Annotated in this window: 11 protein-coding genes; 9 read left to right on the top strand and 2 right to left on the bottom strand. The window is 64.1% G+C overall.

All coding sequences use genetic code 11. From position 1 onward, the window contains the following. Positions 1 to 300: 300 nt before the first annotated feature. Positions 301 to 816, bottom strand: a complete 516-nt coding sequence (locus DM374_RS24885) for an MgtC/SapB family protein (protein WP_110972261.1) — start codon at positions 814 to 816, stop codon at positions 301 to 303. Positions 817 to 986: 170 nt separating this feature from the next. On the opposite strand from DM374_RS24885, the gene DM374_RS24880 reads away from it, so the two are divergent. The 4 genes from DM374_RS24880 to DM374_RS24865 all read left to right on the top strand — a co-directional run bounded on the left by DM374_RS24880 (position 987) and on the right by DM374_RS24865 (position 6,335). Further along, on the top strand, positions 987 to 1,226 hold the full coding sequence (locus DM374_RS24880; RefSeq protein ID WP_095157216.1) for a DUF3203 family protein: 240 nt from the start codon (positions 987 to 989) through the stop codon (positions 1,224 to 1,226). Between the two features lie 121 nt (positions 1,227 to 1,347). Beyond that, positions 1,348 to 2,760, top strand: coding sequence for a cytochrome c oxidase accessory protein CcoG (gene ccoG, locus DM374_RS24875; RefSeq protein WP_110972260.1), 1,413 nt, complete (start codon positions 1,348 to 1,350; stop codon positions 2,758 to 2,760). Between the two features lie 40 nt (positions 2,761 to 2,800). Beyond that, positions 2,801 to 4,210 carry a GntR family transcriptional regulator MpaR gene (gene mapR, locus DM374_RS24870; RefSeq protein ID WP_110972259.1) on the top strand — a complete coding sequence of 470 codons (1,410 nt, stop codon included), beginning with the start codon at positions 2,801 to 2,803 and terminating at the stop codon, positions 4,208 to 4,210. 55 nt (positions 4,211 to 4,265) lie between these two features. Then, the gene (locus DM374_RS24865) at positions 4,266 to 6,335 is read left to right on the top strand and encodes an ATP-binding protein (protein ID WP_110972258.1); all 2,070 of its coding nucleotides are present in this window, start codon (positions 4,266 to 4,268) and stop codon (positions 6,333 to 6,335) included. On the opposite strand, the gene DM374_RS24860 is transcribed toward DM374_RS24865, so the two are convergent. Further along, complete coding sequence (locus DM374_RS24860) at positions 6,332 to 7,078, bottom strand: SDR family oxidoreductase (RefSeq protein ID WP_110972257.1); 747 nt, start codon at positions 7,076 to 7,078, stop codon at positions 6,332 to 6,334. The two genes, DM374_RS24865 and DM374_RS24860, sit on opposite strands and share 4 nt — an antisense overlap. A gap of 282 nt (positions 7,079 to 7,360) precedes the next feature. Between DM374_RS24860 and DM374_RS24855 the strand changes: the two genes are divergently transcribed. The 5 genes from DM374_RS24855 to DM374_RS24835 all read left to right on the top strand — a co-directional run bounded on the left by DM374_RS24855 (position 7,361) and on the right by DM374_RS24835 (position 13,463). Beyond that, positions 7,361 to 9,073 carry a copper resistance system multicopper oxidase gene (locus tag DM374_RS24855; protein WP_110972256.1) on the top strand — a complete coding sequence of 571 codons (1,713 nt, stop codon included), beginning with the start codon at positions 7,361 to 7,363 and terminating at the stop codon, positions 9,071 to 9,073. Next, a complete protein-coding gene (locus tag DM374_RS24850; RefSeq protein WP_110972255.1) occupies positions 9,066 to 9,971 on the top strand; it encodes a copper resistance protein B in 906 nt (301 codons plus the stop codon). Before DM374_RS24855 ends, DM374_RS24850 begins: the two co-directional genes overlap by 8 nt. Positions 9,972 to 10,064: 93 nt before the next feature. Further along, positions 10,065 to 10,496: a DUF411 domain-containing protein gene (locus DM374_RS24845; RefSeq protein WP_110972254.1), complete on the top strand. Its 432-nt coding sequence runs from the start codon at positions 10,065 to 10,067 to the stop codon at positions 10,494 to 10,496. Between the two features lie 133 nt (positions 10,497 to 10,629). Beyond that, positions 10,630 to 12,417, top strand: coding sequence for a monovalent cation:proton antiporter-2 (CPA2) family protein (locus DM374_RS24840; RefSeq protein WP_110972253.1), 1,788 nt, complete (start codon positions 10,630 to 10,632; stop codon positions 12,415 to 12,417). 134 nt (positions 12,418 to 12,551) lie between these two features. Then, positions 12,552 to 13,463, top strand: coding sequence for a LysR substrate-binding domain-containing protein (locus tag DM374_RS24835; RefSeq protein ID WP_110972252.1), 912 nt, complete (start codon positions 12,552 to 12,554; stop codon positions 13,461 to 13,463). Positions 13,464 to 13,628: the final 165 nt, after the last annotated feature.

Raw genomic sequence — 13,628 nt, 5'->3', positions numbered from 1 at the left:
GTAGAGGCGAAGCTAACTGATTTTTTTGGAGAGGATGACTTTTCGGGGGCGTGCCCCGCAACCAGACAGAGAACAATAAAACTACCTCAAGGTAGCGTCCGTCACGGTTGGATCAGCAATGATGAAGGTCGATCAGCGCTCAAAAAAATACGTTTGCTCTTGATCCCGGATGGGGATCGAACATGCACCAAAGAGGCAACGGCTGCCAAAAACAACAATAGGCCGCCCTCCAATAACAAAAAAAGAGCACGCGACAATCTTTGAGGGGAGCTTCGGCTCCCCTCAGTGCATTCCGGCCTTTCAGTTTTTCTCCTCGTGTTCCTCATCCTTGCCTTCCAGGCGATTCACCACCAGCGGCATCACCCCCAGCACCGCCAGCGCCAGCAACGTGCTGACCAGCGCCGTGGCTTCGCGTCCCATACCGGCGGCCACGCCTATTGCAGCGGTCATCCACAGGCCGGCGGCGGTAGTCAGGCCCTTCACATGACTGGCGTCCTGATCATGGCCTTTGAGAATGGTCCCGGCACCGAGAAAGCCGATCCCCGCAACGATGCCCTGCACCACCCGGCTCAACGCCGCATCATCGGCCCCGGCCATGCGCGGCACCAGCACAAACAGCGCCGCGCCGATCGCCACCAGCATGTGGGTGCGCACCCCGGCAGCCTTGCCCTTCATCTCCCGCTCGAACCCCAGCACCGCGCCCAGCAGCGCCGCCATCACCAGGCGCACTGAAACCTGCGTCAGTTGCTTGGCATCAGTAATGTCGGCGAATTCCGCCACCAGCGTCACCCACACCTCATGCCACCAAGCGTCCATGGCCGTGTCCATCGTCAGGGAAGTTATGGGATGGACAACGGCGGGCTCGGCAAAGTGCGATATGACCGCTGATCGGTCAGGGCCAGTAACCGGACACCGGGCGGGGTCACTACAGTAAGGGCCGTTGCAGCCCGTTCGCGAGCACGCTCGCGCCTACCGAGGACACCGTCATGCCTGTAGAAATCAACGAACAGACCCAACGCTGCACCCTGATCGGCGAAGACCTGAATATCGAAGGCGCTGCCAGCGAAGTTCAGGTGACCACCGATGAAGACCTGCGCATGTCGGTCGCCGAACTGGCCGGCAAGCGTGTACCCATCACCGAAGCCGAGGCCGATGCGCTGACTGTAGCGGGTGCGGTGGATGGTCGCAGGCATCTGAAAAGTAGCGTTCCGGGCTCGATAATCTAAGGCCCGGAGCCGTTTCGAGGACGATCTGATACGGTTTTTATAGAAATACCTGAGCCTGTTATGCAAACAGATGGGTCGCCATAGTGTTCTGGCCTGATCGAGGCCTGATGAGCGACGAACCATGAGCGAACATATTCCCGTCCAGATCGTTGAAATTGCCGAGCCGACCCACAAGAAGAAGGCCGCCAACAGCAGCGACGGACACATCTACACCCGCAGCTTCACCGGTCTGTACCGCAACCTGCGCCTGGGTGGCGCGGGTTTCCTTTTCCTGCTGTTCTTCGCCACCGCCTGGCTGACGTGGGACGGTCGCCAGGCCGTACTCTGGGACCTGGCGGATAGCAAGTTCCATATCTTCGGCGCGACCTTCTGGCCGCAGGATTTCATCCTGCTCTCGGCCCTGCTGATCATCTGCGCCTTCGGCCTGTTTGCCATCACCGTGTTTGCCGGCCGCGTCTGGTGCGGTTACACCTGCCCGCAGAGCACCTGGACCTGGCTGTTCATGTGGTGCGAGAAGGTCACCGAAGGCGACCGCAACCAGCGCATGAAGCTGGACAAAGCGCCGTGGGGCGTCAACAAGCTGGCCCGGCGCGCCACCAAGCACACCCTGTGGATCGCCATCAGCGTAATGACCGGCCTGACCTTCGTCGGTTACTTCACGCCGATCCGGCCGCTGGCCGAAGAGCTGTTCACCCTGCAGGCAGGCGGGGTCAGCCTGTTCTGGATCCTGTTCTTCACCGGCGCCACCTACATCAACGCCGGCTGGATGCGCGAAGCCGTGTGCATGCACATGTGCCCGTACGCCCGGTTCCAGAGCGTGATGTTCGACAAGGACACCCTGGCCGTGGCCTACGACCCGCGCCGCGGCGAGTCCCGCGGACCGCGTAAAAAGGAAGTGGACCACAAGGCCAGTGGCCTCGGTGACTGCATCGACTGCACCATGTGCGTCCAGGTCTGCCCGACCGGCATCGACATCCGCGACGGCCTGCAAATGGAATGCATCGGCTGCGCGGCGTGCATCGACGCCTGCGACAGCATCATGGACAAGATGAACTACCCTCGCGGACTGATCGGCTACAAGTCCGAACACAGCCTGCAAGGTGGCCACACCCATTGGCTGCGCCCACGCCTGCTGGGTTATGTCACGGTGCTGGTGGTGATGATCGGCGCGCTGGCGATCGCCTTGCACGAGCGGCCAATGGTGTCGATGGACATCATCAAGGACCGTGGCCTGTTCCGCGAGAACGCACTCGGCCAGATCGAGAACATCTACATCCTCAAGGTCATCAACAAGACCCTGCAACCGCAGAACTACGACCTGCGCCTGCTCAAAGCCGAGGGCTTCGAACTGCACGGCAAGACCCACTTCAGCATCCCCGCCGGCGAAATGGCCGAGCTGCCGGTATCGGTGGCGATGCTGAGCGACCGTCCCGCGAGCAGTTCGCTGGAGCTGGACTTCGAATTGGTGGACAGCGACGAGCCGAACATCCGCAGCGTTGCCCGCAGCCGTTTCGTCGCGCCGCTGAACCGCTGATCACATACACTGCGTTGCAGTCCGACCGTGCAGAGCCATGATGAAACGCTACGAGAAATTCGCCGACGACATTGCTGAACTGATCTACTCCGGGGTCCTCGGCCCCGGCCAGCGAGTGCCGTCGGTGCGCTACGCCAGCCAGACCCACGGGGTCAGCCCGTCCACGGTGTTCCAGGCCTATTACCTGCTGGAGCGGCGCGGGCTGATCCGCGCCCGGCCGCGCTCGGGCTACTTCGTCAACGCCCACGCCCCGCGGCCGTTCAGCGAACCGCAGATCAGCGAATCGGCCAATGAGTCCACCGAGGTCGATGTCAGCGAGCTGGTGTTTTCCATTCTCGAGTCGATCAAGGACCCGCACACCGTGCCCTTCGGCTCGGCCTTCCCCAGCCCGGCGCTGTTCCCCCTGCCGCGCCTGGCCCGCTCGCTGGCCAGCGCCAGTCGCGACATGGACCCGCGCATGGTGGTCACCGACCTATCACCGGGCAACCCGCACCTGCGCCGGCAGATTGCCCTGCGCTACATGGTCGGCGGGCTGATGTTGCCGATGGAAGAACTGCTGATCACCAACGGCGCGCTGGAAGCCCTGAACCTGTGCCTGCAAGCGGTCACCGAGCCGGGCGACCTGGTGGCCATCGAGGCGCCGGCCTTCTATGCCTGCCTGCAGGTGCTGGAACGGCTCAAGCTCAAGGCCGTGGAAATTCCCGTGCACCCGCGCGACGGCATCGACCTCGGCGTGCTGGCACAGACCCTGGAGCGTCACCCGGTAAAAGCGGTCTGGTGCATGACCAACTTCCAGAATCCGGTCGGCGCGAGCATGCCGGAAGACAACAAGCAGGCGCTGGTGGAGCTGCTGCGCCAGCATCAAGTGCCGCTGATCGAGGACGACGTCTACGCCGAGCTGTATTACGCCCAGCAAGCGCCCAAGCCAGCGAAGGCTTTCGACACGGAGGGGCTGGTGATGCATTGCAGTTCCTTCTCCAAGAGTCTGGCGCCCGGCTACCGCATCGGTTGGGTCGCGGCCGGACGCTTCGCGCAGAAGATCGAGCGCCTGAAGCTGATGACTTCGCTGTGCGCCTCGATGCCGGCCCAGGCTGCCATCGCCGACTACCTCCAGCACGGCGGCTACGACCGCCATCTGCGGCGCCTGCGCTATGCCCTGGAAGAACAGAAAAACGCCATGCTTGCCGCCATCGCCCGGCACTTCCCGGCGCAAGTGCGGGTCAGCCAGCCGTCAGGCGGCTACTTCCTCTGGCTGGAACTGCCCGAGCGCATGGACTCGCTGAAGCTGTTCCAGATGGCCCTGGCCCAAGGCATCAGCATTGCACCGGGGCCGATCTTTTCGCCGACCCAACGTTTTCGCAACTGCATCCGCCTGAACTACGGCAGCCCATGGAGCGATCAATCAGAAAAAGCCATGGAGACACTCGGACGGATCGTACGCTCGTTCTAGCCGCCACCCCGCTCGTCAGGCTAAAGTTCCGCATGGTTCACCTTCGGAAAGCCCCATGCCCACCAGCGAATTGAACGCCCTGCGCCAGCAACTGCGCGAACTCCAGGAACGCAATGCCGCGCTGGAGCAGCAACGGGTGCAGCAGCAACCGCTGAACGAGGCGTTCTATCGCTTTCTCTTCGACACCATGGACGACGGGTTCTGTGTCATCGAATTCTTCGACGGCCCACATGGCCCGCTCAGTGACTACGTCCATGTCTCGGCCAACGCGGCCTACGCCCGGCACACCGGAATTCCCGACGTGGTCGGTCAGAAGCTGCGGGAAATGGTGCCCGACGAAGCTGACGAGTGGGTCGCCCGCTACGGCGAAGTGTTGCGCACCGGTCGACCGCTGCAGTTTGAGCAGGAACTGGTAGCCACCGGCCGTATTCTCTCGGTCAGCACCTTTCGTATCGAGCCGGCCGAGCGCCGTCAGGTCGCCGTGCTGTTCAAGGACGTAACGGCACGACGCCGCGCCGAACAGGCCCTGCAGGACCTCAACGAAGAACTGGAGCAGCGTATTCTCGGCGCCGTGGCCGAGCGCGAGCTGTTCGCCATGCTGGTCGACAACAGCGTGGCCTGCGTTCAGGTGGTGGATCGCAACCTGCGCTGGCTGGCGATCAATCACCAGTCGCTGAAGGACTTTCACTTCCTCTACGACCATGTACCGAACGTCGGCGACACCGTCGAGCAGACATTGGGCCGGTATCCCGCCGACTGCGAGCTGGGCCTGTCCCTGTGGCGCCGCGCCCTGGCCGGGGAAGTCTTTATCGAGAACGCGGCATTCGGTGTCGGCGAGCGGCGCCGCCACTATGAACTGCGCTTCAACACCCTGTATGACAGCGAAGGTCTGCAACAGGGCGCGTACCTGTTTGCCTACAACATCAGCGCGCGCATCGAAGAACAGCAACGCCTGCTCAGCGCCGAGGAAGCCCTGCGTCAGGCGCAGAAGATGGAGGCGGTCGGCCAGCTCACGGGCGGCATCGCCCATGACTTCAACAACCTGCTGGGCGGTATCCTCGGTGCTCAGGAGCTACTGCGCCAGCGCATCCATCAGCAACGTTACGAAGACCTCACCCCGCTGCTGGATGCCGTCAGCGGCTCGGCGCAGCGCGCCGCATCGCTGGTGCACCGCCTGCTGGCGTTCTCCCGCCGGCAGACACTGCAACCGCAGGCGACCGATGTCGGCGGCCTGGTCAGTGGCATGCAAGACCTGATCGGTCGCAGCGTCGGGCCGTCCATCGACGTCCGCTGCCACTTCGCCGCCCACCTGTGGCCGACCCTGATCGACCCGCCGCAACTGGAAAGTGCCCTGCTCAACCTCTGCATCAACGCCCGCGATGCCCTGCCCGTCGGCGGCAGCATTGATATCGGCAGCGACAACCTGAGCCTCGACGACGAACAGGCCCGCGCCCTGGACCTCGCCCCCGGCGATTACCTGTGCCTGAGCGTCGAAGACAACGGCCAGGGCATGCAACCGGAAGTGGTCGAGCGCGCGATCGACCCGTTCTTCACCACCAAACCGATGGGCCAGGGCACCGGACTGGGGCTGTCGATGGCCTACGGTTTCGTACGCCAGTCCGGCGGCCAGTTGCGGATCTCCTCGACACCCGGCTCCGGCACCCGGGTCGAACTGTTCCTGCCCCGCCATCACCAGGCGCCAGCGCCCGGCATTGCCGAAGCCGATGAATCACTCAGCGAACGCGACAGCGGTCGGCGGATCGTCCTGGTGGAGGACCAGACCGCGCTAAGCATGGTGATCGCTGAAATCCTCGAAGACTCCGGTTACCGGGTCGAATCGTTCGAAACCGCCGTCGCCGCCCTGCCCGCCCTTGAACACGGCCCGCGGCCGGACCTGCTGCTCAGCGATATCGGCCTGCCTGGCGGCCTCAATGGCCGTCAACTGGCCGAGAAAGTACGTCTCCTGCACCCGCACCTGCCGGTGCTGTTCATCACCGGCTACGACGAGAGCGCCGCCCTCAGCGACGGCCCGCTGGGCGCGGGGATGAGCGTGATGATCAAACCGTTCAGCCTGGAGATGCTGGTGGAGCGGGTGAGTCAGATGCTGGGTGACGAGCGCGCTTAGCGCCCGCCCCCCAGATCAATGAAGCTCCCCGTCGAATACGACGCCTTGTCCGACAGCAGCCACAGGATCGCTTCGGCCACTTCTTCGGCCTGACCGCCGCGGCCCATGGGGATGCCGGGTTCCAGTTTGCTGACGCGGTCCGGGTCGCCGCTCAGGGCGTGGAAGTCGGTGAAGATGTAGCCCGGCCGCACAGCGTTGACCCGCACGCCCTCACCCGCCACTTCCTTGGCCAGGCCAAGGGTGAAGGTGTCCAGCGCGCCCTTCGAGGCGGCGTAATCGACGTATTCGTTGGGCGAGCCCAGTCGCGCGGCCACCGAGGAGACGTTGACGATGCTACCGCCGCTGCCGCCGTGGCGGGTCGACATCCGCGCCAGCGCATGTTTGGCGCAGAGCATCGGCCCGACCACGTTGGTCTTCATCAGCTTCAGCAGACGGAACTCGGACATTTCCTCGACCCGGCTTTTCTGGCCGATGGTGCCGGCGTTGTTGACCAGTGCGGTGACCCGGCCAAGCTCGTGGTCGACCCGCTGGAACAGGTGGATCACCTCGTCTTCGACGCTGGCGTCGGCGCGCACGGCGATCGCCTCGGCGCCCAATTCGCGTACCTGGGCCAGCACGCGGTGCGCCGCGTCATCGTCGGCGAGATAGTTGATGCAGATCCGGTAACCCTGACGCGCCGCCAGCAACGCGGTGGCGGCGCCGATGCCACGGCTGGCACCGGTGATGATGATAACTTTGTCCATTGCTACTCCTGGTACAACCGACCATTCAAATCCTGCGGCGCAAAAATCCCGCGCATGAAGCCCAATACCAGTCAGGCTGCTTTGCAGCCCATCGCGAGCGAGCTCGCTCCTACACTGTAGGAGCGAGCTCGCTCGCGATGGGCCTGAACAGGTTTAACTGACTGGCATTACGCCATGAAGCCCGCTATTTTCTCGCTGACAAATCTGTAATTCAAACCTCAGTTTTCTGACAGCACCATGCGACTAAGGTCAGCCCATCTTTGCTGATGGACAGACGACCCCATGCCCCACCTCCCGACCCGACGCACCTTCGTCAAGGGCCTGACCGCGGCCGGCGCCTTTGGCGGCCTCGGCCTCTGGCGCCCGCACGCCTGGGCCAGCGAGCGCAACAGCGGCGAACTGGCCGGCCAGCACTTCGAGCTGTTCATCGGCCAGACGGCCGTGAACTTCACCGGCAAGCCGCGCACTGCGCTGACCATCAACGACAGCCTGCCCGGCCCGGTGCTGCGCTGGCGCGAAGGCGACACCGTGACCCTGCGGGTGCGCAACCGCCTCGCCGAACCCACGTCGCTGCACTGGCACGGCATCATCCTGCCCGCCAACATGGACGGCGTGCCCGGCCTGAGTTTCGCCGGTATCGAACCCGGTGGCGATTACCTCTACCGCTTCACCCTGGTGCAGCACGGCACCTACTGGTACCACAGCCATTCCGGGCTGCAGGAGCAGGCCGGCGTCTATGGCGCCATCGTCATCGAGCCGAGAGAGCCGGAACCGCATGTCTATCAGCGCGACTGCGTGCTGCTGCTCAGCGACTGGAGCGACCAGCCACCCGCCGAGCTGCTGACAACGCTGAAAAAGCAGTCCGATTACTTCAACCGGCAGCAGCGCACCCTGGGCGACTTCGTTGACGATGTCGCCCGTGACGGCTGGCGCGCGACCCTGGCCGAACGCACGGAATGGGCGCAGATGCGCATGACCCCGACCGATATCGCCGATATCAGCGCCGCCACCTACACCTACCTGCTCAACGGCCAGGCGCCCGAGGGCAATTTCACCTGCCTGTTCCAGCCCGGCGAAACCCTGCGCCTGCGGCTGATCAACGGCTCGGCGATGACCTATTTCGACTTTCGCATCCCCGGCCTGAAGCTGACCGTGATCGCCGCCGACGGCCAGCCGGTGCAACCGGTGACCGTGGACGAGCTGCGCCTGGCGGTGGCGGAAACCTATGACGTGCTGGTCAGCGTCGGCGACCAGCCGGCCTACACCCTGTTCGCCCAGAGCATGGACCGCAGCGGTTACGCCCGTGGCACTTTGGCCCGGGCGCCGGGGTTGCAAGCCGAGGTGCCAGCGACCGATCCACGCCCGCGACTGCGCATGGCCGACATGGGCATGGATCACGGCGCCATGGCGGGCATGGGCGGCATGGACCACAGCCAGATGAGCGGCATGGATCACGGCAACACGCCCGGCATGCAGCAGCACCCCGCGTCGGAAACCAATAACCCGCTGGTGGACATGCAGACCATGACACCGAAGGCCAACCTCGCCGATCCCGGCCTCGGCCTGCGCAACAATGGCCGCCGTGTGCTGAGCTACGCCGACCTCAGAAGCACCTTCGCCGACCCCGATGGCCGCGAGCCGGGCCGGGAAATAGAACTGCACCTGACCGGACACATGGAGCGCTTCGCCTGGTCGTTCGACGGCGTGCGCTTCTCCGACGCCGAGCCCTTGCGCCTGATATACGGCGAGCGCCTGCGCATCACCCTGGTCAACGACACCATGATGGCCCACCCGATTCACTTGCACGGCCTGTGGAGCGACCTGGAGGATGAACACGGCCGGTTCCAGGTGCGCAAGCACACCATCGACATGCCACCGGGCAGCCGCCGCAGCTACCGGGTCAGCGCCGATGCCCTGGGCCGTTGGGCCTATCACTGCCACCTGCTCTATCACATGGAGACCGGCATGTTCCGCGAGGTGCGCGTCGATGAATGAACGACTCAACCGGCCGCTGCTCGGCAGCATGGCTCTAGTGTTGCTGTTGGGCAGTGAAGAACTGCGGGCAGCGACCATGAACCATGCGGGCATGGATCACGGCAGCATGAATCATGGCGCGATGAATCACGGCAGCATGAGCCATGGCGGCATGGACCACGGCAGCCCGACGCCCGACGCCGATCAGCCGCGCGCGCCACTGAAACCTCTCACCGACGCCGATCGCCAGGCCGCCTTCCCGCCGCTGCCGGGCCATCAGGTGCATGACCGGCAGATCAACTGGGCGGTGACCGTCGAGCAACTTGAATATCAGGACGTCGAGAACAACAGTGCGCTGAACTGGAATGCCAATGCCTGGATCGGCGGCGATATCGACCGGCTGTGGCTGCGCACGGAAGGCGAGCGCGAACAGGGCAAGACCCACAAGGCCGAACTGCAGGCGCTGTGGGGCCATGCGGTCAGCCCGTGGTGGGAAGTGGTCGCTGGCCTGCGTCAGGACTTCAAGCCAGGCAGCGGCCAGACCTGGGCCGCCCTCGGCATCCAGGGCACGCCGCTCTACGGCATGGAGCTGGAAGCCACGCTGTACGCGGGCGAGCGACATCAAACCGCGCTGCGCCTGGAGGCGGCGTACGCTATTCTCCTGACCCAACGCTGGCGGCTTGAACCGAACGTGGAGGTGAACCTTCATGGCCGCGATGACCCGGGCCGCACCCAGGGTTCCGGGCTGTCGGACAGTGAGGTCGGGCTGCGCCTGCGCTACGAAATCACGCCGTGGTTCGCGCCCTATGTCGGGGTGTCGTTCAACCGGGTGTATGGCGACACGGCCGAGATGACCCGGGATGAAGACGGGGATGTCGGGCAGACGCGGTGGCTGGCTGGGGTGAGGTTCAGGTTTTAGAGCCTCATCGCTGGCAAGCCCACAGTTGATGTGGGAGCCGGTCTTGCCGGCGATGAGGCCCTCAAGCACACAGAATTCCAAGGAGATAGAACAATGCTGAAAAACAACCTCGCCGCCCTCGGTCTGCTGGCCATGAGCACCCTGGCCCAGGCCGGCCAGACCATCGATGTCTACCGCGATCCCAATTGCGGCTGCTGCAAGGAATGGATCACCCACCTGCGCGACAACGGCTACACCGTCAACGACCATGTCGAGCCGAACATGAGCGCGGTCAAGCAGCGCCTCGGTGTGGCGCCGCGCCTGGCTTCGTGCCATACCGGCGTCATCGACGGCAAATTCGTCGAAGGCCATGTGCCGGCGGAGCAGATTTCGGTCCTGGCCAAACGCCCTGACCTGCGCGGCCTGGCCGTGCCCGGTATGCCGATGGGCTCGCCCGGCATGGAAATGGGCGACCACAAGGACGCTTATCAGGTGATCGGGCTGACCACCGACGGCAAGGACGAAGTGGTCGCGCAGTACAAATAAGCAGCAAGCCGCTTACTGTCCCCCTCAGGTGGACGATCTGTCGCCATTCAGACAGATTGTCCCGCCCTGACCCCGACGCCAAAATGCAGGCTCTTTTTTAACGCTGCCTCATGCAGCTCATGGAGTCCGAGCGATGCCACACGAAGGCAGCCTGCTGCAAACCGCAGTGATTTTTCTCCTCGCCGCAGTCATCACCGTCCCCCTGGCCAAGCGCCTGCAACTCGGCGCCGTGCTCGGCTATTTGCTGGCCGGGGTGGTCATTGGTCCGCAGGCGCTGGGGCTGATTCGCGACACGCAAAGCGTCGCGCATATTTCCGAGCTGGGCGTGGTCCTGCTCCTGTTCATCATCGGCCTGGAGCTGTCGCCGCGTCGGCTGTGGTTGATGCGCAAGTCGGTGTTCGGCGTCGGCCTGGCGCAAGTGCTGCTGACCGGTGCGGTGATCGGCGCCATTGCCCTGTTCGGCTTTGCCCAGTCGCTGCCGGCCGCGCTGGTGCTTGGCCTGGGGCTGGCGCTGTCGTCCACCGCCTTCGGCCTGCAAAGCCTCGCCGAAAGCAAACAACTCAACGCGCCTCACGGCCGACTGGCATTCGCCATCCTGCTGTTCCAGGACATCGCCGCAATTCCGCTGATCGCCCTGGTGCCATTGCTGGCCGCCAGCGGCCCGGACACCAGCCACGGCGACAGCCTAGAGCACGGTCTGAAAGTGTTCGGCAGCATCGCGATTGTCATCGTCGGTGGCCGTTACCTGCTGCGCCCGCTATTCCGCACCGTGGCCCGCACCGGCTTGCCGGAAGTGTCCACCGCTACCGCGCTACTGGTGGTCATCGGCACTGCCTGGCTGATGGAAGAAGCCGGGATTTCCATGGCGCTCGGCGCATTCCTCGCCGGGCTGTTGCTCGCCGATTCGGAATACCGGCATGAGCTGGAATCGCAGATCGAACCATTCAAGGGCCTATTGCTGGGGCTGTTCTTCATCAGCGTCGGCATGGGCGCCAACCTCAGCCTGCTGGTGCAGATGCCGCTGGTGGTGCTTGGCCTGACCCTGTTGCTGGTGGGGGTGAAGCTGCCATTGTTGATGCTGGTCGGGCGCCTTGCCGGTGGGCTCAGCAATGTCAGTGCCCTGCGCCTCGGCGTGGTGCTGGCGGCGGGCGGCGAGTTCGCCTTCGTGGTGTTCAAGCTGGGCCGCGACCAGGGCCTGTTCGACGCCCAGACCTTCGACCTGCTGCTGATGACCATCACCTTGTCCATGGCCATCACCCCACTGTTGCTGCTGGGGTGCGCCCGTCTCGGCAAACGCCCGCAAGTGGCCCGCGAAGTGCCGGAGCAGTACAAGAACATCGCCACCGATGCACCGCGGGTAGTGATTGTCGGCATGGGCCGCATGGGCCAGATCATCGCGCGCATCCTGCGCGCACAGAAGATTCCCTTCGTTGCCCTGGAAACGTCGGTGGATGCCATCGAAATGACCCGTATGTTCGAACAGGCGCCGGTGTTCTATGGCGACCCGCAGCGCCCCGAAGTGCTGCATGCGGCCAAGGTCGGCGAGGCCGAATACTTCGTCATCACCACCGACGACCCGGAGATCACCACCCGCACCGCCGCACGGGTCAAGCAGTTGTACCCGCACCTCAAAGTCATCGCCCGGGCGCGTAACCGCCAGCATGTGCACAAGCTGGTGGACGTGGGCGCCGAACCGATCCGCGAGACTTTCCACTCCAGCCTGGAAATGAGCCGGCTGACGCTGGTGGGGCTGGGTTTGAGCGAGGCGCAAGCGGCGGATCGCATCCAGCGCTTTACCCGGCATGACGAGGAAGTGCTCAGCGTTCAGGGGCGTGTCCGCGACGACAAGGCCAAGGTGATGCAGACCGCCCAGGAGGCGCGGCTGGACCTGGAGCGGCTGTTCGAGGCGGATGTGGATTGAACCGAGCCCTGCTGTAGGAGCGAAGCTTGCTCCTACAGCAACCTACCCTCTGAGAGCTCAAGAGACCTGAAAGATCACCTTTGCTGAGATAGACTCCCCGGTTTTCCACAAGCGTTCCAGCCGGAGAACGATCCTTGGAAGACCTCAACTCCCTCTATTACTTCACCCAAGTGGTCGAACACGGCGGCTTCGCCCCAGCCGGGCGGGCGCTGGACATGCCCAAGTCAAAGCTCAGCCGGCGCATCGCCGATCTTGAAGAGCGGCTTGGCGTTCGCCTGCTGCACCGCACCAGCCGCCATTGCTCGCTGACCGAAATCGGCCAGGAGTATTACCGCCGTTGCACGGCCATGCGGGTCGAGGCCGAAGGCGCGGCGGAAGTCATCGCGCGCAACCTCAGCGAACCCCGCGGCCTGGTGCGAATCAGTTGCCCCACCACCCTGCTCAACTCCTGGGTCGGCCCGATGCTGACCCGCTACATGCTCAAGTACCCACGGGTTGAGCTGTTCATCGAGAGCACCAACCGCCGCGTCGACCTGCTTCACGAAGGCGTCGACGTAGCGCTGCGGGTGCGCTTTCCGCCGCTGGAGAACACCGACATGGTGATGAAGGTGCTGAGCAACAGCACCCAATGCCTGGTCGGCCAGCCTGCACTTCTCGAACGTTTGCCGAAGGGTTTCGATCCACAGATGCTCAGCCAGTTGCCCAGCGTTCACTGGGGCAGCGCCCAGCGCGAATACCAGTGGGAATTGTTCCAGGGCGAGGACATGAGCACCAGCCTGGTGATCCCGCACAAACCACGGATGGTCACCGACGACTTGTTCGCCTTGCGTCACTTCGTGGTTGCGGGAGTGGGCATCGCTCATTTGCCGCGGGTCGCGGTGCGTGAAGACCTGGCCGAGGGTCGGCTGGTGGAGTTGCTGCCGGAGTGGCATCCGCGTTGCGGGATTGTCCATGCCATCTTCCCGTCGCGGCGCGGGTTGCTGCCGTCGGTACGCTCGCTGATTGACCACCTGGCGGAGGAGTTTGCGCAGAGCGATATGGCGTGAGTGGGGGGATAGGGAAGGCATCGCGACGGTTCGGCGCCCCGACAAGCTCGCTCCTACAGTTAGTTGACCACATTGTAGGAGCGAGCTTGTCGGGGCGCCGAACCGTCGCGATGCGCCGCTAGGGCGGCGCTCGATCTCAAGGGCGCCAAAACGATCGAAGCGAGG

This window comes from Pseudomonas huaxiensis (assembly GCF_003231275.1).
Classification (GTDB): domain Bacteria; phylum Pseudomonadota; class Gammaproteobacteria; order Pseudomonadales; family Pseudomonadaceae; genus Aquipseudomonas; species Aquipseudomonas huaxiensis.
Note: the sequence above shows the minus strand (reverse complement) of the source record. Positions and strands in the feature narration are given on the sequence as shown.

Bases quoted from the DNA above. Each gene is read 5' to 3' on its own strand.
- DM374_RS24885 (WP_110972261.1), bottom strand. From the start codon at position 816: ATGGACGCTTGGTGGCATGAGGTGTGGGTGACGCTGGTGGCGGAATTC.
- DM374_RS24880 (WP_095157216.1), top strand. From the start codon at position 987: ATGCCTGTAGAAATCAACGAACAGACCCAACGCTGCACCCTGATCGGC.
- ccoG (WP_110972260.1), top strand. From the start codon at position 1,348: ATGAGCGAACATATTCCCGTCCAGATCGTTGAAATTGCCGAGCCGACC.
- mapR (WP_110972259.1), top strand. From the start codon at position 2,801: ATGAAACGCTACGAGAAATTCGCCGACGACATTGCTGAACTGATCTAC.
- DM374_RS24865 (WP_110972258.1), top strand. From the start codon at position 4,266: ATGCCCACCAGCGAATTGAACGCCCTGCGCCAGCAACTGCGCGAACTC.
- DM374_RS24860 (WP_110972257.1), bottom strand. From the start codon at position 7,078: ATGGACAAAGTTATCATCATCACCGGTGCCAGCCGTGGCATCGGCGCC.
- DM374_RS24855 (WP_110972256.1), top strand. From the start codon at position 7,361: ATGCCCCACCTCCCGACCCGACGCACCTTCGTCAAGGGCCTGACCGCG.
- DM374_RS24850 (WP_110972255.1), top strand. From the start codon at position 9,066: ATGAATGAACGACTCAACCGGCCGCTGCTCGGCAGCATGGCTCTAGTG.
- DM374_RS24845 (WP_110972254.1), top strand. From the start codon at position 10,065: ATGCTGAAAAACAACCTCGCCGCCCTCGGTCTGCTGGCCATGAGCACC.
- DM374_RS24840 (WP_110972253.1), top strand. From the start codon at position 10,630: ATGCCACACGAAGGCAGCCTGCTGCAAACCGCAGTGATTTTTCTCCTC.